The organism is Streptomyces sp. NPDC030296, assembly GCF_055572815.1.
On record NZ_JBVICQ010000025.1, the window covers coordinates 15,770 to 36,187 of the forward strand.

Sequence of the window (20,418 nt, forward strand, 5' to 3'; positions counted from 1 at the left end):
CAAGGCTCAGTCCGCTGATTCTCGTACCACGCAAGGAGATTCCGTGCTCGACGCCGACTTCTTCCGTCGTTGGATGACGGCCACAGCGGCCTCGGTGGAACGCGAGGCCGAGCGGCTCACGGCGCTCGACTCGCCGATCGGGGACGCCGACCACGGCAGCAACCTGCACCGCGGGTTCACCGCCGTGCGGTCCGCCCTGGAGAAGGAGGCCCCGGACACGCCCGGAGCCGTACTCGTGCTGGCCGGGCGTCAGCTGATCTCCACGGTGGGCGGGGCGTCCGGTCCGCTGTACGGCACGCTGCTGCGGCGCACCGGCAAGGCGCTCGGCGACGCGGCCGAGGTGAGCGACGCCGACCTCGCGGCCGCGCTGCGGGCGGGTGTGGACGCGGTGATGACGCTCGGCGGGGCGGCACCGGGAGACAAGACGATGATCGACGCGCTGGTCCCGGCCGTCGACGCGCTCGACCGGTCCTTCGCCGCGGCACGGACCGCCGCCGAGGAGGGCGCCCTGGCGACCACACCGTTGCAGGCCCGCAAGGGCCGTGCCAGCTATCTCGGTGAGCGCAGCATCGGACACCAGGACCCCGGCGCCACATCCGCCGCGCTGCTCGTCGCGGCCCTCGCCGACACCGCGGAGGGCTCCCATGCCTGACGAGAAGCCGGTCGGCATCGTGCTGGTCTCGCACAGCGCCGCCGTGGCCTCCTCGGTGGCCGAGCTGGCGCGGGGGCTCGCGGGCGCGGGTGCCGAGGTACCGGTCGCCCCGGCGGGCGGCACCGCGGACGGCGGGCTCGGCACCAGCGCCGAGTTGATCGCGGCGGCTGCCGCGTCCGTGGACCGGGGCGCCGGGGTCGCCGTCCTCATGGACCTCGGCAGCGCCGTCCTCACCGTGAAGGCCCTGCTCGCCGAGGGCGACGAACTTCCCGAGGGCACCCGTCTGGTCGACGCGCCGTTCGTCGAGGGCGCCGTCGCCGCGGTCGTCACCGCCTCCACCGGCGCCGACCTCGCGGCGGTCGCCGCCGCCGCGTCGGAGGCGTACACGTACCGGAAGGAATGACAGCCGCCGGGGCCCGCCCGCCCGCTCCGGGCGGGCAGGCCCCTGACGTACGCCTCACCTCTCCGCGCAGCTCTCCCCCGTAGGGCCGCGTCCGGTCACCGCCTTCAGGGTCGTACGAACTCGCGTGCCAACGCCTCCCCCTGTTCCACCGCCGCCTTGCGGTCCTCGATCGGGGAGACCTTGGTGTCCTCGAAGACGATGTAGGTGACCCCGGAGGTGACGCCGCCGGTGGTGGGGTCGGGGCGGATGCCCAGGCCCTCGGCCGTGGCGTACGAGGCCTCGCCGATGATGTTCTGCGGGCCGTTGTCACCGACGACGGCGTACTGGACGCGGTCCCCGTGGACGACGGCGGCGACCGAACCCCCCTTGATGCCGTGCTTGCGGTAGTCCCACCGGGAACTCGGGGCGGGGAGGACGACGAACGGCAGGTTCGCGGCATTGAGGTAGCGGCCGTCGGACTGCTGGTAGGAGGTCGTGGGCTGGAACCACGGATCGGTGGTCCGGTTGCAGCGGGCGTTCGGGCGGCCGTCGCAGTCGATGTCCATGTCGGCCTTCCAGAACACCGCCCCGTCGATACCACAGACCGGGATGTCGGCGGGAGCGTCGGCGTCGCTGCGGTAGAGCCCCGCCGACACCCGGACGCAGCCACGGACCTTCGCCAGCAGCTCCGTGGCCGTCACGGCACCCTCACGCTCTATGGACTGCTGGTGGGCCAGAGCGGGCAGGGTGACGGGGGCCAACAGGGCGGCGCCGGCGGCGGCCAGCGTCAACGACCGGACACGCACGATAAGGGACCCTCTCCTAGGGGACACTGACGGTCACTCACCACCCCACGGTGGAGTGGGCGGGAGAGGAAGGCCACTGGTAGGGGGCCGGACGGTGCACACCGTCCTCCGCACGAGGACGCGGCCGAGGGCCCGGCCCGGTGTCGGTCCCGGCCGCTCGGCCGCCCTGGTCGGCGCGGGGTGGGCGACGACAGCGGCCCGCACCGTACGACGCGAACTTCCCATCCGTGCGGGTGAGTTCACGCCGCGTCAGGACACCAGCATACGTAGCCCCGGGCGGCGCCGTGAACCGAGCGATCACCCCTTCACCTCACCCCCACCCTCTTGATGTGGGCGCGTCAGCGTGGCATACATACAGAAGATAGGTACAGACCAATCCGGTGGCAGGGGAGCGTCGTGACGCCTGCTCACCCGTACCGCCGGCGCTCCTTCCTCCGAGGAGCCGACGATCGAGGGGGCTGGATGGTGCGACGCGTTCCCGTGCCGGTGTCGTTGCCTGTTCTGGTGGTCTGCTGCTCGTTGCTCCTCACCGTCTCCTGCGGGACGCGGGAGAGCCCCGGTCGCCGGATGCCGCCCGCTCCCCCGGGGGTCACCGCCGCCGCGGGCAGCGCGACCAGCGTGCACGTCATGTGGAACCGGGTGTCCGGCGAGCCGGAGGTCGCCGGGTACGAGGTGTACCGCGGCGCGAGGAAGGTGAAGGACGTGCCCGGCGACGCGCACATGGTGGACGTCACCCGGCTGCGACCGTCCACCACGTACGTGTTCTCGGTCCGGGCCCGTAGCACCGCGGGGGACCTCGGGCCGCCCAGCGCCGAGGTGCGGGCCACGACTCCCGCCGACGGTGCCGCCGACCGGCGGGCCCCCAGCCGTCCCGCCCGCCTCGACGGCCGGGTGCTCGGAAGCACCGCGGTCCAGCTGTCCTGGGAGCGGTCGACCGACGACCGGGACGTGGTGTCGTACGACATCCTGCAAGGCGACTCGAAGATCCACAGCGTGGGCGGGGAGCAGACCGCGGCCGTGGTCACGGGGTTGCGGCCCGGCACCCGCTACTCCTTCACCGTGCGGGCGCGGGACGCGGCGGACAATCTGTCACCGGTGAGCAGGGCCATGCCTCTCACCACCGAGCGGAGAGACGGGCAGCACGAGGGCCGGCCGGGGACGGGCGCCGGGGCGGGCACCGCGCCGACCGCCTTCCGCGCCGCCACGCGTCTCACCGACGGGGCGTACGCCATCGAACTGTCGTGGGTGCCTCCGCGCGCCGACGGGGTGGTCACGGAGTACGAGATCCAGCTCGACGGGCGGCCGGCCACGACGCTCGTGTGGGGCGGGACCCCGCCGCGGGGCCGGGCCACGTACGGCTTCTACGCGGGCCGGGAGGCCGGGGTGACCCACCGTGTGCGGATCCGGGCGAGGCTGCCGGACGGCACCTGGGGCGGGTTCTCGGCGGAGCGGACGGTGACCACCGGAGGGTGAGGACGTCCCCCGCCTGGCGGAATCCGTCACCTGCCCGGTGGCTGTCCGCATGCGGACGCGGCGTGAGGGACGTTGGCTCGCCCTGAGGCAGCACGGGTCCTCCGTTCCCCGGCGGCGCAAGGGATGTGCCGCCGACCGTGCCGCCGGAGGGCAGACCCATGCGCATGTCTCAGCTACTCCTCCGCTCCGGCCTGACCATGGCGGCCGCCGCGCTGCCGATCTCCGTGGCCACGCCGTCGGCCGCCGTCCCCGCGGGGATCTCGGTGAGCACCACCGGGTCCTCGGTCACCGTCACCACCAGCGATTGCCCGAACAGCACCAACGGCGTGTTCGGTACGGCCTCCCTGCTCGCGAGCGGGCAGGCGAACTTCTCCCAGGGGCGCCAGGCGACCCTCGTGGGCACGAGCACCAGCCAGTCGGCCTCATGGACCAATGTGACCCCGGGGACCTACACCGTGATCGTGGTGTGCCGGGACGGGACCACGGCGGGCACCCAGTCCGTCATCGTCACCGCCGCCACGCCCACGATCTCCGCGACCGCCTCGCCCTCCCGGGGCGTCATGGGCGGTATGGGCGGGGCCAGCGAGGAGTACGGCACCGTCACCCTGGTGGGCGGTGGCGCGCTGGTGGCCGCCGGGACGGTGGCCGCGGTCCGGTACCTGCGCCGCCGGGCCAAGCCGCACCGGCTGTGAACACCGGGCGGGCGGTCGCCGTGCGACAACGGACGACCGCCCGCTCGCGCTCGCACGGCCCGGCCGGGCTACGCCCGCTCGGCCGCCGCTCCCCCACCGGCGTCCGGCACTCCGCCTCCCGACGCTTCGCCGTCCGGCACTCCGGCATCCGAGGTTCCGCCGTCCGGGAGGCGCTCGAACTCCGTCAGGGCGTTCCTCAGCCACTGGGTCCAGAAGGTCTCCAGGTCGATGCCGGCCCGCAGGATCAGATGCTGGAGGCGGTCCTGGGCGGAGTCCCTGCCCGGCCCGAAGTCCCGCTTCTCGATCTCCCCGTACTCCGCCAACTTCCGCTCGTGCAGGGTGAGATGGCGCCGCAGATCGTCCTCCAGGCCGGTGGTGCCGACGACGGCCGCGGCCCGCAGCCGTACGAAGAGGGCGTCACGCCATGGCTTGGGCTCCTGGGGGGCGGAGGTCCAGCGGGCCAGTTCCTCACGGCCCGCCGGGAGGACCTCGTAGCTCTTCTTCTGCCCCCGTGCGGGCCGTTCGGCGGGCAGGGCGCGGATGTAGCCCTCGCCCTCCAGTTTTCCCAGCTCGCGATAGATCTGCTGGTGCGTCGCCGACCAGAAGTAGCCGATCGACCTGTCGAACCGCCGGGTCAGCTCCAGGCCCGACGAGGGCTTTTCGAGCAGGGCGGTGAGGATCGCGTGCGGGAGTGACATGCGCTCATCCTAGGAAGGGCCGATGAGCATCGACCCCTCCACGCTTCCCCGTCCCGCTACAGCCGCGCCGCCAGTTCCGTCCCCTGCTTGATCGCGCGCTTGGCGTCCAGTTCGGCCGCCACGTCCGCGCCGCCGATGAGGTGCGCGGTCCGTCCGGCGGCGACGAGGGTGTCGTAGAGGTCGCGGCGCGGTTCCTGGCCGGTGCAGAGCACGACCGTGTCGACCTCCAGGACCTGGCGGACGCCGTCGACGGTGACGTGCAGCCCGGCGTCGTCGATCAGGTCGTACTGCACGCCGGGGACCATGACGACACCCCGGTGCTTCAGTTCGGTGCGGTGGATCCAGCCGGTGGTCTTGCCGAGGCCCGCGCCGACCTTGGAGGTCTTGCGCTGGAGGAGGTGGACCGAGCGCGGCGGGGACGGGCGCTCGGGGGCGGCGAGGCCGCCGGGGGCGCGGTAGTCCATGTCGACGCCCCACTGGCGGAAGTACGCCGCCGGGTCCTCGCTCGTCTTCTCCCCGCCGTCGGTCAGGTACTCGGCGACGTCGAAGCCGATGCCGCCGGCACCCAGGATCGCCACCCGGTCGCCGACGGGGGCGCCGTCCCGCAGGACGTCGAGGTAGCCGACGACCTTGGGGTGGTCGACGCCCGGCAGGTCGGGGGTGCGGGGGGTGACGCCGGTGGCGACGACGACCTCGTCGTACGCGGCGAGGTCGTCGGCCGTGACGGGGGTGTCGAGCCGTACGTCGACGCCGTGGGTGTCGAGCTGGTGGCGGAAGTAGCGCAGGGTCTCGTCGAACTCCTGCTTGCCGGGGACCTTGCGGGCCACGTTGAGCTGGCCGCCGATCTCGCTCGCGGCGTCGAAGAGGGTGACGTCGTGGCCGCGTTCGGCGGCGCTCACGGCGCAGGCGAGGCCCGCCGGGCCCGCGCCGACGACCGCGACCCGCTTGCGCAGCCGGGTCGGCGACAGCACCAGCTCGGTCTCGTGACAGGCGCGCGGGTTGACCAGGCAGGAAGTGATCTTGCCGCTGAAGGTGTGGTCGAGGCAGGCCTGGTTGCAGCCGATGCAGGTGTTGATGGCCTCCGGCCGGCCCTCGGCGGCCTTGTTGACGAAGTCCGGGTCGGCGAGCATCGGGCGGGCCATGGACACCATGTCGGCGTATCCGTCGGCCAGCAACTCCTCGGCCAGTTCCGGGGTGTTGATCCGGTTGGTGGTGACGAGGGGGACGGAAACCTCGCCCATGAGCTTCTTGGTGACCCAGGTGTACGCGCCGCGCGGCACCGACGTCGCGATGGTGGGGATGCGGGCCTCGTGCCAGCCGATACCGGTGTTGATGAGGGTGGCGCCGGCGGCCTCGACGGCCTTCGCCAGGGTGACCACCTCGTCGAGGCTGGAGCCGCCGGGCACCAGGTCGAGCATCGACAGCCGGTAGACGACGATGAAGTCCTCGCCGACCGCCTCACGCACCCGGCGCACGATCTCCACGGGGAAGCGCATGCGGTTCTCGTACGAGCCGCCCCAGCGGTCGTCGCGGTGGTTGGTCCCGGCGGCGATGAACTCGTTGATCAGATAGCCCTCGGAGCCCATGATCTCGACTCCGTCGTACCCGGCCTGCCGGGCTAGCCGGGCCGCCCGCGCGTAGTCGTCGATGGTCTGTTCGACCTCGCCGTCGGTGAGGGCGTGCGGCACGAACGGGCTGATCGGGGCCTGGAGGGCGCTCGGCGCCACCAGGTCGGCATGGTAGGCGTACCGCCCGAAGTGCAGGATCTGCATCGCGATACGGCCGCCCTCGCGGTGGACGGCGTCGGTGATCTCGCGGTGCTGGGCGACCTCGGCCTCGGTGGTGAGCTTGGCGCCGCCCTCGTAGGGGCGTCCGGCCTCGTTGGGCGCGATGCCGCCGGTGACGATGAGGCCCACTCCCCCGCGCGCCCGAGTCGCGTAGAACTCCGCCATCCGCTCGAAGCCGCGCTCCGCCTCCTCCAGGCCGACGTGCATGGAGCCCATGAGCACACGGTTGGGGAGCGTGGTGAAGCCCAGGTCGAGGGGGCTCAACAGGTGGGGGTAACGGCTCATCGGGGCCTCCATGCGTGGCGTCGTCACCAAGGTTGTAGACGACGCCACACGGTTTGTGCAACTAGTTGCACAATGGCTGAGGGCAAGGCCACACGAGGTGCCCATGGGCGGGGAGCCGGTCAGCTGCCCTCAGGTCTGGTGCCGGTCGGCTGCCCGTGGTCTGGTGCCGATCACCACGTGGGCGGCTCTCTCCTCCGAGACGGCCGTCGCGGCGATGAGGCCGGCACCGCGGAGGACCTCCACGGCGTGCGGTTCCTGGCGTTCGCTGGTCTCGACGAGCAGGCAGCCGCCGGGGGCGAGCCACCGCGGTGCCTCGGCGGCGACCCGGCGCAGGACGTCGAGGCCGTCCCTGCCGCCGTCGAGGGCGACGAGCGGCTCATGGTCGCGGGCCTCGCCGGGCAGCAGCGGTACGTCGCCGGTGGGGACGTACGGCACGTTCGCCGCGAGGATGTCGACGCGTCCCCGCAGCCCGGCGGGGAGCGCCGTGAACAGGTCCCCCTCGTGGGCGTGGCCGCCGTACGGGGCGATGTTGCGGCGGGCGCAGCGCACCGCCGCCGGGTCGATGTCGGCGGCGTGCAGTTCGACGCCGTCGAGCGACGCGGCCAGGGCCGCGCCCAGGGCTCCCGAACCGCAGCACAGGTCGACGACGACCGAGGCGTGGGGGACGGCGGCGAGGGCCCGCTCGACGAGGAACTCGGTGCGGCGGCGGGGCACGAACACACCGGGGTCGACGGCGATGCGCAGGCCGGCGAACTCGGCCCACCCGAGGACGACTTCGAGGGGGACTCCGGAGACGCGGCGGTCGACCATGGCGGTGACGTCGTCCGGGGTCCGTGCGGTGGCGAGGATCAACTCCGCCTCTTCTTCGGCGAAGACGCAGCCCGCGGCGCGCAGGGCCGTGACGACGGAGGCGATGGAGAGAGGTGGCATGACAGCCGAGAGCCTTTCGGTGGGCCGAAGGGCGCTCCCGCGGTGGCCTACCGGCCGTGCACCGCGCGGTGTTGAGGTGAGAGCACCCGACCTGACACAGCGGTAATGGGTCTCACCTCCTCGGTCCCGTGGCGACTGGCCCGGTCACCCTACCCCATGGTCACGACGGGCCGTCCGGAGCGCCGCGCCCCCGCGCGCGCGGTCCGCGACCACCCCCGTCACACGCCGACGCGCTCCTCCCCCGCCTCCACCGCGGGCACGCGGGCCGCCATGAACCGGGTCGTACGGCGCAGCCGGAAGCCGAGGGCCTCGTAGAGGCGGATGGCGGAGGTGTTGGTCGCGGCGGTGTGCAGGAACGGGGTCTCGCCACGCTCGCGGATGCCGTGGGCTACGGCGTGGATGAGCCGCGTGGCGAGCCCTTCGCCCCGGAAGGCCGGGTCGGTGCAGACCGCGCTGATCTCGGTCCAGCCCGGCGGGTGCAGCCGCTCGCCGGCCATCGCGATCAGCGCGCCGCCCCGGCGGATGCCGAGGTAGGTGCCGAGTTCGATGGTGCGCGGCAGGAAGGGGCCGGGCTGGGTGCGTTCCACGAGGTCGAGCATCTCGGGCACATCGGCCGGGCCCAGCGGTACGGCCTCGGCGTCCGGGGCGGCGGCGATCCCGTCGTCCACGAACTGGACGCCCTCCAGGTCGAAGGTGACCTCCCAGTCGGCCGGGAAGCTCCCGCTGTAGGCGGGGACCGCGACCTCCGTGCCGGGGCCGGCCAGGGCGGCCAGGTCGGCCCAGTCGTGGGCGTCGGGGTGGTGGGGCAGGGCGAGCCACGGCGAGACGTCGACGGGATAGCGCAGCACCCGGCCGGACCGCTCGGCGAAGTGGGCGTGCGGCCCGGTGAGGGAGGCGAGGGCGGGGTTGTCGAGGACGTGCGGCCGGGTGTCGGCGTCGTGCGGCACGGTGTCCGCGCCCCTGAGGTCGCTCGCGTACTCGGTCATGCGCTCTCCGTTCTCCTTTGCTGTCATCCGGCCACCGGCGCGCTCACGGCCGGGCCGGCCGATAGCGGCAAGGGGGATCGCGGAGCCGCTATTCCCGGTGCGGTGAGGAGTTCATACGGCCGCAATGATCACGGCCCGCCCCGGTGATCGAGCACGCGCTCCGGACACGTACGGTTGTATGACTCAAGCTGTCTCCGTCGTCGTCATGTTGGACTCGTATGAACGTCACCCGAGGTTTCACCGGGCGCCCCCGCGTCAGCGATCCGGGGCTGCCGCCCGGCCAGTACGACGCGGGCGACGACTGGCCGGTACTGTCCGCCGAGGTCACACCCGACCTGGCGCCCGCCGACTGGACGTTCCGGATCGACGGGCTGGTGGCGCGGCCGCACACCTGGGACTGGGACGCGGCGCACGCGCTGCCCGGGTCGGTGTACGAGGGCGACATCCACTGTGTGACGAGTTGGTCGAAGTTCGGGGTGCGCTTCGGGGGTGTCTCGCTGGACGTGTTCCTGGACGCGGTGCGGCCCGACGCCAGTGCCACGCACGCGGTCGCGTACTCGCACAGCGGCTACACCACGTACCTGCCGCTCGCCGACCTCACCGGCGGGCGCGCCTGGATCGCCTGGGAGTACGGGGGCGAGCCGCTGGCCGCCGAGCACGGCGGCCCGGCCCGGTTGCTGGTGCCGCACCTGTACTTCTGGAAGAGCGCCAAGTGGATCACGGGCATCCGGCTCCTCGACCACGACGAGCCCGGCTTCTGGGAGCAGAACGGCTATCACGCGCGGGGCAACCCGTGGGAGGAGCAGCGGTACTCCGGTGACTGAGACGGCGACGGCGGCACAGCCGGGGACGGCGGCACAGCCGGGGGCGGCCGCCCCCGGGTTCACGCCGCCCACGCGGTTCGCCGTGCCCGGGCGGATCGCCGTGAGCAGTGGGTCGGCGGCGCTTTGGCAGACCGCTACGTTGACGGACATCCGGCGCGAGACGGCTCGGGTCGCCACGTTCCGGTTCGCGGTGCAGAGCTGGGCGAGGCATCTGCCGGGCCAGCATCTGATGCTGCGGCTGACCGCCGAGGACGGATACCGGGCCCAGCGCCACTACTCGCTGGCGTCGCCGCCGGACGACACGGGCCACATCGAGCTGACCCTGGACCACGTGGAGGGCGGCGAGGTCTCCGGGTGGTTCCACACCGAGGCCCGGCCCGGCGACGAGGTGGAGGTGCGCGGCCCCCTCAGCGGGTTCTTCGCCTGGCCGGGCGACCGGCCCGCGCTGCTGATCGGCGCCGGCTCGGGTGTCGTACCGCTGATGTCGATGGTCCGCCACCACCGGGCGCACGGCCTCGACGTACCCCTGCGGCTGCTGGTGTCCGCGCGGGCGCCCGAGGAGCTGATCTACGCGCGGGAGTACGGCACGGAGACGACGCCCGTGTTCACGCGCCGGGCGCCCGAGGGCGTGCCGGTGGGCAGGCTGTCGGCGGCCCATGTGACACCGCTGCTGGCGGAGCGGCCACCGGGCGGCTGGGAGGCGTACGTCTGCGGCTCGAACGCGTTCGCGGAGCACGCGTCACGGCTCCTGGTCCAGGCCGGCCAGCCGGTGGACCACATCCGCATCGAACGCTTCGGCTGACCCCGGGCCACCGCGGCGCCGCCCCGGCGCGAGCTCCGACCGGCCCGGCGCCGCACCGGAGGGGCCGGGCCTCCGGCCCCGTGCCTCGGGCGTCGTGCCGGAAAGCGCCGCGCCTCACATCCGCGCCGTGGCCAGGCCCGTCAGCCGCGGCCCCCGCCCCCCTCCACCCCGGCTCCCGCCCGCTCCCACACCGTCTGCCCCGGCCTTCCACCCGGTCCCGTCGCCATGATTTCTGGCGCAAACCATGCCATCACGGCTTCTATCGGGTAGACCGGAAGTGCGGACCAGTCCTAACCGGGGTTCTCGTACTGAGGGCCGTACCGGTGAGGGAGGGTGAGATGCGAGGCCGGTTGTTCGGGTGGCGGTGGCGGCGCAATCCGCTGCGGCGACGCTCGGACGTCGTCGAGGCATGGACGGTGTTGATCGTCCTGATCCTGCTGGTCGTCGGCGCCCCGGCGGCCGGTTTCCTGGTGGGCCGGTGGGCGCACGCTGACGCGCGGGCGCACGCCGCGGCGCAGCGGGCCGAGCGGGACCTGGTCACCGCGGTGGTCGTCGAGAACGCCCCGGCCGCGACGCCCTCGGCGCACGGCGACAAGCCGCCCATGCACTGGGTGCGGGCCCGCTGGACGGAGCCCGACGGGGGTTCGCGGACGGGCGAGGCCCGGGTCCCGGCCGGCACGAAGCGCGGCGACCGCGCCGACGTGTGGCTGGACGCGGCGGGCCACAGCGTGCAGGCCCCGCCGACGAACACCGCCATCTGGCAGCACACCCTGTCCCTGGGGACGTGCGCCACGGCCGGCGTCGTCGGCATCGTGCTGGCCGGGCACTTCACCGTGCGGCGAATCACCATCAGGCGCCGGCTGGCCGAATGGGAACAGGAGTGGGCGCGCACGGGCCCCGACTGGGGACACCACCGGGCCTGAAACGCGGACGAAGCCGAACGCGGACATAGCCGCCGACAGTTGTGCGGTGAACGTCAGCCAGCTCGCCGCGGCGGCTACCTCTCGGCCGCGACCCTGCTCCGCGGCACCGGCTGCTCATCGCCGAGCTCTGCCGTCGCTGACTGCCGGGAGCCGAGGGGCTCTTGGCGGTCCGCGGCTGCCCACGTACGGTGTGATCATCCGCACCGAGAACTCAAAAGGTGGTCCTTCATGGCCCTGTTCGACCTGCCGTTGGACGAACTCCGTGGTTATCGAAGCGCTTCAACGGAGCCCGAGGACTTCGACGCCTTCTGGGCGAAGACGCTCCAGGAATCCCGCGAGCACGACCTTGACGCGCGTTTCGAGCCGGTCGACACCCATCTGACCACCGTCGACGTGTACGACGTGTCCTTCGCCGGTTTCGGCGGCCACCGCGTCAAGGGCTGGCTGGTGCTGCCCGCCGGGGCGAACGCGCCGCTGCCCACGGTCGTGGAGTTCATCGGGTACGGCGGCGGCCGCGGTCTGCCCCACACCCATCTGCTGTGGGCATCGGCCGGCTACGCGCACTTCGTCATGGACACCCGCGGCCAGGGCAGTGCCTGGGGCGGGGGCGGCGACACCCCGGACCCGGTCGGCGGCGCGCCCGCCTTCCCCGGCTTCATGACCCGCGGCATCGACGCCCCCGAGAACTACTACTACCGGCGGGTCTACACAGACGGCGTCCGCGCGGTGGAGGCCGCCCGCTCCCACCCGCTGACCGACGCCTCGCGCACCGCCGTCCACGGGGGCAGTCAGGGCGGCGGCATCTCCATAGCGGTCGGCGGACTGGTTCCGGACCTGCTCGCCGTCGCCCCCGACGTACCGTTCCTGTGCGACTTCCCGCGCTCCACGACGATCACCGACCGGGACCCGTACCGCGAGATCGGCAAGTACCTGAAGACGCACCGCGGTCGCGCGGCGGACGTCCAGCGGACGCTCGCCTACTTCGACGGTGTGCACTTCGCCGCGCGCGGCCGGGCACCGGCCCTGTTCTCGGCGGCCCTGGAGGACCTGACGTGCCCGCCGTCCACGGTGTTCGCCGCGTTCAACGCGTGGGCCGAGGACGACAAGCAGATCGAGGTCTACGAGTTCAACGACCACGAGGGCGGCGGCCCCTACCAGGAGGCGACCAAGCTGCGCTGGCTGGCCTCGCACCTCTGAGGGACCGCGGTCTCGTCGGGTCCACGTCGTGCGTGCGCCGAACGGGTACCCCTGAATGCGCGGTCCGGATCACGGGTACCCGCTCGGCGGAAGCCGCCGTAGAACGGCGATCACAACGAAAGAGCCCCGAATGGTCATCCCGCTTAGGAAGCAGGCGGCAGATGAGCAGGGCACGGACGAGCACATGACGCTGCGCTCCGGCGCGACCTGGGCCCCTGGCGCGGCCCACGCGGCCGATGCCCGGCGTCTGCTGCGCACGCTCCTCGCCCATGCCCCGCACACCGGCCGCACCCCCGTCCCGACGCCTCTGGCGCGGGACGCCGAACTCGTCGTCAGCGAACTGGTCACCAACGCCGTCCGACACGCGCCCGGCCCCTGCGGGCTCGTCCTGCGGCTCGGCGGGGACGCGCTGGCCATCACCGTGTGGGACACGTCGCCCGCACACCCCACGGTCAGAAACGGCGACCGGTATCGCGTCGGCGGCCATGGCCTCCGCCTCGTCCACACGGTCAGCGACCACGTCGCGGTGACACCGCACGGCCGGGGGAAGCAGATCACCGCTCACCTGCGTCTGCCGCGGTGCGCCGGTGCCGACGCCGGCAGATCTGCCTCGTCGGCGCCCCTCTTCGGCGCGGCGTGAGCTCCGGCCTTCGCCAGGTGAGTTCCTGTCTTCGCGCGGCGTGAGCTCCGGCGGCCCCTTCCCCGCCCGGTTCGGCGTGACGCGGCACCGCCTCCCTCCTGGATCCGGGCGGGTTCACGGGTTCCGCCCGGTCCGACCAGTCGGTATGTTCAGGGGGCCACGGGTGACGCCCGGGAGCTGTGCCGGCGGTGGAAGGGGTGGGTGGGTTCATGTCCCAGGTGCGAGGTCACTGCGACGCACGGTTCGCTGCCGTGCGCTCCGCGTTCGAGGAGAACTTCGGGGAGCGCGACGAGCTGGGGGCGGCGGTCACGGTGACGCTGCGCGGGGAGACCGTGGTGGACCTGTGGGGCGGCTGGGCCGACGGGGCCCGCACCCGGCCCTGGGAGCGCGACACCGTGGTCAACGTGTGGTCGACGACCAAGGGCCCGACCGCCCTGTGCGCGCACATCCTCGCCGACCGGGGGCTGCTGGAGCTGGACGCCCCGGTGGCCGCGTACTGGCCCGAGTTCGCGGCGGCGGGCAAGGACGGCGTCCTCGTACGGCATCTGCTGTCGCACCGGTCGGGCCTGGCCGGGCCGCGTGAGCCGCTCTCGTTCGCCGAGCTGTGCGACTGGGACGTGACCGTGGCACGACTGGCGGCGCAGGAGCCCTGGTGGGAGCCCGGTACGCGGTCGGGGTACCACGCGATGACATTCGGTTTCCTCGTCGGTGAGGTGGTCCGGCGAGTGTCGGGGCTGCTGCCGGGCGCGTTCCTGGAGCGGGAGGTCACCGGGCCCCTCGGCATCGACTTCACGATCGGGCTGCCGGAGAAGGAGGCCGGTCGGGCCGCCGAGCTGGTGCATCCGCCGGCCGCGACGACGAGCGAGCAGGCCGCCGTCTTCGCTCAGTTGACGCCCACCGCGCTGGCCGCCCTCGCCAACCCGCTGGTCGGCGCCGCCGAGGCCAACAGCGCCGAGTGGCGGGCCGTCGAGGTCCCCGCCGCCAACGGCCACGGCACCGCCCGCGCGGTCGCCGCGCTCTACGGGATCCTGGCGCTGGGCGGCGACTGGGGCGGGCACCGGGTGCTGTCGCCGGAGGCCGCCGAGCGGGTCCGCGAGGGGCAGGGCAGCTGCCGGGACCTGGTGCTCGGCGCCGGTTTCGGCCGGGACACGGAGGTGGCGCTCGGGGTGTGGCTGAGCGGCGCGCACGGCTCGTACGGCCCGAACCCCAGGGCCTTCGGCCACGACGGCTACGGCGGTTCCTGCGGCCTCGCCGACCCGGAGGCGGGCGTCTCCCTCGGCTATGTCATGAACCGGATGGGCCCGCACATCGCTGACGACCCGCGCAAGATGGCGCTCGTCGACGCCCTGTACAGCGCCCTCTGACCGGACGCCGCGACCGCTACCGCCCGGCCCCGAGGTCCGGGATGTCCGGGCGGGTGGCCACGACCATCCGGCAGCGTGGGCTGCCGTCGGGGCGGGAACCGAACTCGGGCAGGGCGAACAGCTCAACGTCGAACCCGGCCCGTTCCAGCTCGTGCCGTACGAGGCCGAGGCGGAACGGCCGGTAGTACATGACGAACGGCGGCCGCCAGACGGCGTTGCGGACCCGCATCGCCGCGTCGAAGCCGAGGGCCGCCCAGTACCAGGGCGACCGGGGCGGGGCGGGCGCCGGGAGCGGGAACGCGAAGCGGCCGCCCCGCCGCAGCACGGAGTGGACCTGTGCGAACAGGCCCGGAAGCTGTTCCGGCAGGAAGTGCCCGAAGGCGCCGAAGCTCACGGCCAGGTCGAAGACGGGCCCGAAGGGCAGCGCGAGGGCGTCGCCGCGCACCCAGGAGAGGCGGGGAGCCCCGGCGACGGCACCGTCCCGCTCGCGGTCGCCGTCGCGATCACCGTCGCGGTCTCGATCACCGTCGCGGTCGCGGTCACCGTCGCGGTCGCGGTCGCGGTCGCGGTCGCGGTCGCGGTCGCGGTCGCCGGACCCTGCGGTGAGCCGGTCCCTGCCCACCGCCAGCATCCCGGCGCTGATGTCGACGCCGGTGGCGCTCTCCCGGCACAGCTCGCGGAGCACCTCCATGCCCGCGCCCGTGCCACAGCACAGATCGAGGCCATGGTCGAAGGAGCCCATCGCGGTCAGGGCCCGCTCCACCGCGTCGAGGATGCTGTCCGGCGTGCGGAACGGGGTGTGGTCGAACTTCGGCGCGAGAAGGTCGTAGCCGTGTTCGACGGAGGAGAGTGCCTGAACGGCGAGTTCGCGGAGGCTGGGGCCTTGCGGGGTGAACATCGGCTCAGCTTAGGCCTTGGCTCGGGGCAGCGGTGGGCGGGTGCACTCGCCTAGTGTCGACGGTATGACTTCGTTCCGTCCTGCCCCGACCTGGCTGGCCGACGCCGTCTTCTACCAGATCTACCCGCAGTCCTTCGCCGACTCCGACGGAGACGGCATCGGGGACTTCGCCGGCATCACCGCGAAACTCGATCATCTGTCCTGGCTGGGCGTCGACACCGTCTGGCTGAACCCCTGCTTCGTCTCGCCGTTCCGCGACGCCGGATACGACGTCGCCGACTATCTGAACGTCGCCCCCCGCTACGGCTCGAACGACGACCTGGCGGTGCTCGTCGACGCGGCCCGCCGCAGGGGCATCCGCATCCTGCTGGACCTGGTCGCGGGTCACACGTCCGTCGATCACCCCTGGTTCCGGGCGTCCGCGGACGACCCGGACGACCACCGCTACATCTGGACGGCCGAGGGCCGGCCCGACGGCTTCGTCGACTCCCCCGGCACCCGGCCCGGCGCGTACCTGCCGAACTTCTTCGACTCGCAGCCCGCCCTCAACTTCGGCTACGCCCGTGAGGACCCGGCCGAGCCATGGCGGCTACCGGTCGACGCCGACGGTCCGCGCGCCAACCGTGCCGCCCTGCGCACGATCATGGACCACTGGCTGGGTCTCGGTGTCTCGGGCTTCCGCGTCGACATGGCCGCGTCCCTGGTGAAGGACGACCCCGGCAGGACCGAGACCGCCCGTGTCTGGACGGAACTGCGGCACTGGCTGGACACCGCCCACCCGGACGCCGTGCTCCTGGCCGAGTGGGGCGAGCCGGAGGTGTCGATCCCGGCGGGCTTCCACGCCGACTTCTTCCTCCACTTCGGCGGCCCCACCGACGGCCTGGCCCTCCGCTCGCTGTGGAGCAACGGCGAGGGCACCGTCAACGACACCTGGGACCCCCTCGACTGCTTCTTCGACGCGGATGGCAAGGGCTCACCCCGCCCCTTCGTCGAGGCGTGGCGGCAGGCGACCACGGCCGTCGACGGCTCGGGCACGATCTCCCTGCCCACCGCCAATCACGACTTCTCCCGCCTCAACTGCGGCCCCCGCACGGCCGAGCAGCTCCCCGCCGCCTTCGTCTTCCAGCTGACCTGGCCCACGCTCCCGGCGATCTACTACGGCGACGAGATCGGCATGCGCTATGTGCCCGGCCTGCCGGACAAGGAGGGCAGCGTCCTCGGCCCCCGCTACAACCGGGCCGGGTCCCGCACCCCCATGCAGTGGGACGACAGCCCGAACGCGGGGTTCTCCACGGCCCCGGCCGACCACCTCTACCTGCCGGTCGACCCGTCCCCCGACCGCCCGACCGTCGCCGCCCAACGCGCCGACGACACGTCCCTGCTCCGCCTCGTCCGCCGTCTGATCGCCCTCCGCCGCCACACCCCCGACCTGGGTTCCGGCGGCTCCGTGGAGGTGCTGCACCTCGGGTACCCGTTCGTGTACCTGCGCGGCGGACGGTACCTCGTCGTGATCAACCCACAGCGCAACGACGTGAGTTGCCCCTACAAGCCGGACGCCGGCACGCCCCGTCCCTTGGAGGCGCGGGGCGTGGAGGTCACCGACGGCGGTATCACCGCGCAGGGCTTCGGCTACGGGATCTTCGAACTCGGCGGCTGACCGCCGGGGCCGTAGGCGGTGAGGAAGCGGTCGCGGAAGGCGTCCATGCGCCAGACCGGGGCGTCGTCGCCGGGCTTGAGGCCGTCGGTCCAGCCCCAGTCGTCGATGCGGTCGAGGACCTTCGGGTCATGGGCGACGACGGTGACCGGTACGTCGTGGTCGGCGCCGTTGCCGCTGACGCTGGCCATGGGCTGGTGGTCGCCGAGGAAGACGAGGACGGTGTTCTCGTCGCCGTACTTCTCGACGTACTCGAGGAGGCTCCGCAGGGAGTACTGGACGGACTTGCCGTACTCCTCCTTCACCTTGACAGGGTCGGTGAAGACGTCCGCCGGGTCCTTGCCGGCCTTCTCGACGGCCCGGTAGACGGAGCCGTCACCGACCTCGTCCCAGCCGACCATCCTCGGCAGGGGCGCCCAGGGCTGGTGGCTGGAGGTCAGGATGATCTCCGACATCAGCGGCTTGGCGCCCCGCTTGGCCGCCTCCAGGCGCTCGAACGCGGTCAGGGCGTACTGGTCGGGCATGGTGGACCAGCTGAACTTCGGGCCGCGGTAGCCGAGATCGCGGGAGTCGTACACCTTGTCGAAGCCGTAGAAGTCGCCCTCGGGCCAGTTGTACTGGACGCCGGGCACCACCCCGACCGTCCGCCAGGCGCCCGACTTGTGGAAGGCACCGGGCAGGGTGAGGCGCTCGCCCGCGGTGACCGTGCGGTAGCGGTTCTGGTTGTCGATCCACAGCCCGGTCAGGAAGGTGGAGTGGCCGAGCCAGCTGCTGCCGCCGTAGGTCGCGGAGGTGAGCCAGCCGCTCCTCGCCGCGAACCCGGCCTTGCGCAGCGCCTCGTTCCGCTCGTCGAGCGTCGCCGTCACCCCGGGTGCGATGGCCGGGTCCTCCAGGGCGACGCGGCCGTAGCTCTCGATGAAGGTGATCATGACGTCCTTGCCGCGCAGCCCGGTCAGCAGCCGGTCGGCGGGCACGTCGGCGAAGGCGTCCTTCTTGGCCTCCTGGGCGAACGCCGCCTCGTCCGCGAGGGTCTCCCGCGCGCGGGCCCAGCGGTCCTGCACGAACCCGATGGTGTTCCGGGAGGCGACCGGCGTGTCCTGAAGGGGTGTCAGTCCGAGGGCCGCGCAGGTGATCCACACGGTGCCCGCGACGACCGTGCCGCGCATGGCCCGCTCCCGGTGCCCGACCAGGAGGTTCGCGAGCCGGACCACCGCCAGCGCCATGACGGCGAACAGCGCGACGACGAGGGTCACGAGGCCGATGACGGCGGCGAGCGCGCCGGAGCGGCCGAGGGTGTCCTCCACGTATGACTCGGCGTCGTCGAGGAGCCCCCAGTCGAGGACGATGTTGAAGCCGCGGCCGAGGAACTGGTTGAAGCCGATGTCCAGGGACTTCACGACGATCAGCGCGGCCAGGCCCGCCCCGATGAGGACCGCGAGCGCCAGGCGCGGACGGCGCGGCAGCGCCATCAGCAGGGCGGCGCCGAGGATCGGCTCCACCGGGATCCGCAGGAACTGCGCGGCCGTGAAGTACTCGACGCTGCCGGGCATCAGCAGGGCGAACAGCACGAGGGCCGCGGCCAGCGCCGTGACCGTCCACGACACGCTCCGCGCGGCGACCGGATACCTCCGCCGGAACTCCCGCGGGGCGCCCCGGAGCCGCCGCCACAGGCCGACACCCGCGGCGGGCGCCTCGGTCGACACGGACGGCGCTTCGGTCGATGCGAGGTCGGTGTCGTCCTCCGGGTTGGTGTGGCTGGCCGTGTCGGTGTCCGGCAGTCGACCGGAGCGCGTGAAGAGCGACACCCGACGTTCCTTCCGTGCGAAGACCGCTGGTGGGACGGCGGTCCTGACTCGGGTGGGCGGGGCCGCCCCCTCCTGTACGGGGGCCGGTTCAGGTGAGTTCAAAGGCAGTCGGTTAGGAAATCCCCAACGTTTGGTGACGGGGAGTGGTACGCTGCGTTTGGCACGTGCGTATCGCCCACTCCCGGGCGCCGGTGCCGCTCTCTCAGTTCCTGAGATCTCCTCAGCTGAATCGACCGCCCGTCGATGTCCGACCGGCGTTCAGCTTCTCCGCACCACCTCGCGCAGGGCTCAGCCGTACCCGCGGGTGTGTGCCTTCCCCTCCCCCTTCCTCATGCGTCTCTCCCAGGAAGTCCGCGAAAGGACACCCATGACCACCACCACACTCGAACGCACGTCCACTGATCGGCAGTCCCCCACGCACGTCACCGGCGTCCTGGAGACCGTGCAGGGCGGGCAGGGGTTCCTGCGCGCCGAGAACGGACAGTCCACCGCTTCCGACACCCAGGTGCCCGCCGCGCTGATCCGCCGGTACGGGCTGCGCAAGGGCGACACCGTCGAAGGCGTCCGGGAGGGCCGGCGGGCCCTGACCGAGGTCGAGCGGATCAACGGGCGCACACCCGACGAGCTGCTCGGCCGACCGCACTTCCACGACCTGACACCGCTGCATCCCCGTGAGCGGCTGCGGCTGGAGCACCGGGCGAGCGGTCTGACGGGCCGTCTCGTCGACCTCGTCGCCCCCGTCGGCAAGGGCCAGCGCGGGCTCGTCGTGGCACCGCCGAAGACCGGCAAGACGGTGCTGCTCCAGCAGCTGGCCGCCGCGATCGCCGCCAACCACCCCGAGGCCCACCTGATGGTGGTGCTGCTCGACGAGCGGCCCGAGGAGGTGACCGACATGCGGCGATCCGTGCGGGGCGAGGTGTACGCCTCCACCTTCGACCGGTCCCCCAAGCAGCACATCGCGCTCGCCGAACTGGTCGTGGAGCGCGCCAAACGGCTCGTCGAACAGGGCGAGGACGTCGTGATCCTCCTGGACTCCCTCACCCGGCTGTGCCGGGCGCACAACAACGCGGCCGCCGCCGGTGGCCGCACCCTCAGCGGCGGTGTCGACGCCGCCGCGCTGCACGGCCCCAAGCGCCTCTTCGGCGCCGCCCGGCTCACCGAGGAGGCCGGCTCCCTCACCATCCTCGCCACCGCCCTGGTGGAGACCGGATCCCGCGCCGACGACTTCTTCTTCGAGGAGCTCAAGGGCACCGGCAACATGGAACTGCGGCTCGACCGCGCACTCGCCGACCGGCGGGTCTTCCCCGCCGTGGACATCACCCCGTCCGGCACCCGCCGGGAGGAACTCCTCCTGACACCGGCCGAGTTGACCGCCGTACGCGGACTGCGGCGGGCCCTGCGCCCGCGCGAGGGACAGGCGAGCCTGGAAACCCTGCTGGAGCGGCTGCGCGCCACCCCGGACAACGCGGCCTTCCTGCGGCAGGTGCAGCCCACCCTGCCCGCCGTGTGACCCCACGGCGTGTGCGGCATCCGGGTGCTCGGTCCGCTCTCCCGGCCCTGGCACCCCGCTCCACGGCGCGACCGTTCCTACGTTTGCGGTATGACCATCGGATCTTCACC

General features: G+C 72.8%; 19 protein-coding genes. 12 read left to right on the forward strand and 7 right to left on the reverse strand.

Annotation, left to right across the window (positions count from 1 at the left end; all coding sequences use genetic code 11):
- The first annotated feature begins 43 nt into the window (after nt 1-43).
- Both dhaL and dhaM read left to right on the forward strand, forming a co-directional pair.
- The gene (dhaL, locus tag ACZ4Z3_RS39500; RefSeq protein ID WP_468505584.1) at nt 44-652 is read left to right on the forward strand and encodes a dihydroxyacetone kinase subunit DhaL; all 609 of its coding nucleotides are present in this window, start codon (nt 44-46) and stop codon (nt 650-652) included.
- Nucleotides 645-1,055 (forward strand): dihydroxyacetone kinase phosphoryl donor subunit DhaM, encoded by a 411-nt coding sequence (dhaM, locus tag ACZ4Z3_RS39505; RefSeq protein ID WP_468505585.1) that lies wholly within the window; start codon nt 645-647, stop codon nt 1,053-1,055. The genes dhaL and dhaM overlap by 8 nt, the downstream gene beginning before the upstream one ends.
- Nucleotides 1,056-1,159: 104 nt before the next feature.
- Here dhaM and ACZ4Z3_RS39510 read toward each other — a convergent pair whose 3' ends face one another.
- The gene (locus ACZ4Z3_RS39510; RefSeq protein ID WP_468505586.1) at nt 1,160-1,840 is read right to left on the reverse strand and encodes a glycoside hydrolase family 75 protein; all 681 of its coding nucleotides are present in this window, start codon (nt 1,838-1,840) and stop codon (nt 1,160-1,162) included.
- Between the two features lie 462 nt (nt 1,841-2,302).
- Here ACZ4Z3_RS39510 and ACZ4Z3_RS39515 point away from each other — a divergent pair, with 462 nt between their 5' ends.
- The gene (locus tag ACZ4Z3_RS39515; RefSeq protein WP_468505587.1) at nt 2,303-3,313 is read left to right on the forward strand and encodes a fibronectin type III domain-containing protein; all 1,011 of its coding nucleotides are present in this window, start codon (nt 2,303-2,305) and stop codon (nt 3,311-3,313) included.
- A gap of 158 nt (nt 3,314-3,471) precedes the next feature.
- On the forward strand, nt 3,472-4,005 hold the full coding sequence (locus tag ACZ4Z3_RS39520) for a hypothetical protein (protein WP_468505588.1): 534 nt from the start codon (nt 3,472-3,474) through the stop codon (nt 4,003-4,005).
- 68 nt (nt 4,006-4,073) lie between these two features.
- Here ACZ4Z3_RS39520 and ACZ4Z3_RS39525 read toward each other — a convergent pair whose 3' ends face one another.
- The 4 genes from ACZ4Z3_RS39525 to ACZ4Z3_RS39540 all read right to left on the reverse strand — a co-directional run bounded on the left by ACZ4Z3_RS39525 (nt 4,074) and on the right by ACZ4Z3_RS39540 (nt 8,691).
- On the reverse strand, nt 4,074-4,703 hold the full coding sequence (locus ACZ4Z3_RS39525; RefSeq protein WP_468505589.1) for a PadR family transcriptional regulator: 630 nt from the start codon (nt 4,701-4,703) through the stop codon (nt 4,074-4,076).
- A gap of 56 nt (nt 4,704-4,759) precedes the next feature.
- The gene (locus ACZ4Z3_RS39530) at nt 4,760-6,775 is read right to left on the reverse strand and encodes an FAD-dependent oxidoreductase (RefSeq protein WP_468505590.1); all 2,016 of its coding nucleotides are present in this window, start codon (nt 6,773-6,775) and stop codon (nt 4,760-4,762) included.
- Between the two features lie 129 nt (nt 6,776-6,904).
- Nucleotides 6,905-7,705, reverse strand: coding sequence for a putative protein N(5)-glutamine methyltransferase (locus tag ACZ4Z3_RS39535; RefSeq protein ID WP_468505591.1), 801 nt, complete (start codon nt 7,703-7,705; stop codon nt 6,905-6,907).
- A 218-nt stretch (nt 7,706-7,923) separates the two neighbouring features.
- On the reverse strand, nt 7,924-8,691 hold the full coding sequence (locus ACZ4Z3_RS39540) for a GNAT family N-acetyltransferase (RefSeq protein WP_468505592.1): 768 nt from the start codon (nt 8,689-8,691) through the stop codon (nt 7,924-7,926).
- Between the two features lie 218 nt (nt 8,692-8,909).
- Between ACZ4Z3_RS39540 and ACZ4Z3_RS39545 the strand changes: the two genes are divergently transcribed.
- The 6 genes from ACZ4Z3_RS39545 (at nt 8,910) to ACZ4Z3_RS39570 (ending at nt 14,441) form a co-directional block, all read left to right on the forward strand.
- Entirely contained in the window at nt 8,910-9,515 is a 606-nt protein-coding gene (locus tag ACZ4Z3_RS39545; RefSeq protein WP_468505593.1) for a sulfite oxidase-like oxidoreductase, read from the forward strand.
- 82 nt (nt 9,516-9,597) lie between these two features.
- On the forward strand, nt 9,598-10,317 hold the full coding sequence (locus ACZ4Z3_RS39550) for a ferredoxin reductase (protein ID WP_468505624.1): 720 nt from the start codon (nt 9,598-9,600) through the stop codon (nt 10,315-10,317).
- 338 nt (nt 10,318-10,655) lie between these two features.
- On the forward strand, nt 10,656-11,240 hold the full coding sequence (locus ACZ4Z3_RS39555) for an Rv1733c family protein (protein ID WP_468505594.1): 585 nt from the start codon (nt 10,656-10,658) through the stop codon (nt 11,238-11,240).
- A 228-nt stretch (nt 11,241-11,468) separates the two neighbouring features.
- A complete protein-coding gene (locus ACZ4Z3_RS39560; protein ID WP_468505595.1) occupies nt 11,469-12,437 on the forward strand; it encodes an acetylxylan esterase in 969 nt (322 codons plus the stop codon).
- A gap of 130 nt (nt 12,438-12,567) precedes the next feature.
- On the forward strand, nt 12,568-13,077 hold the full coding sequence (locus ACZ4Z3_RS39565) for an ATP-binding protein (protein WP_468505596.1): 510 nt from the start codon (nt 12,568-12,570) through the stop codon (nt 13,075-13,077).
- Nucleotides 13,078-13,286: 209 nt separating this feature from the next.
- Nucleotides 13,287-14,441 (forward strand): serine hydrolase domain-containing protein, encoded by a 1,155-nt coding sequence (locus ACZ4Z3_RS39570; protein ID WP_468505597.1) that lies wholly within the window; start codon nt 13,287-13,289, stop codon nt 14,439-14,441.
- Nucleotides 14,442-14,457: 16 nt separating this feature from the next.
- Here the strand turns inward: ACZ4Z3_RS39570 and ACZ4Z3_RS39575 are convergent, their stop codons facing one another.
- Nucleotides 14,458-15,339 carry a class I SAM-dependent methyltransferase gene (locus ACZ4Z3_RS39575; protein WP_468505598.1) on the reverse strand — a complete coding sequence of 294 codons (882 nt, stop codon included), beginning with the start codon at nt 15,337-15,339 and terminating at the stop codon, nt 14,458-14,460.
- 64 nt (nt 15,340-15,403) lie between these two features.
- Between ACZ4Z3_RS39575 and ACZ4Z3_RS39580 the strand changes: the two genes are divergently transcribed.
- A complete protein-coding gene (locus ACZ4Z3_RS39580; protein WP_468505599.1) occupies nt 15,404-16,996 on the forward strand; it encodes an alpha-amylase family glycosyl hydrolase in 1,593 nt (530 codons plus the stop codon).
- Here ACZ4Z3_RS39580 and ACZ4Z3_RS39585 read toward each other — a convergent pair.
- On the reverse strand, nt 16,969-18,798 hold the full coding sequence (locus ACZ4Z3_RS39585; RefSeq protein ID WP_468505600.1) for a sulfatase-like hydrolase/transferase: 1,830 nt from the start codon (nt 18,796-18,798) through the stop codon (nt 16,969-16,971). The genes ACZ4Z3_RS39580 and ACZ4Z3_RS39585 overlap by 28 nt on opposite strands.
- A gap of 367 nt (nt 18,799-19,165) precedes the next feature.
- On the opposite strand from ACZ4Z3_RS39585, the gene rho reads away from it, so the two are divergent.
- Nucleotides 19,166-20,308 (forward strand): transcription termination factor Rho, encoded by a 1,143-nt coding sequence (gene rho / locus ACZ4Z3_RS39590; protein WP_468505601.1) that lies wholly within the window; start codon nt 19,166-19,168, stop codon nt 20,306-20,308.
- Nucleotides 20,309-20,418 lie beyond the last annotated feature (110 nt).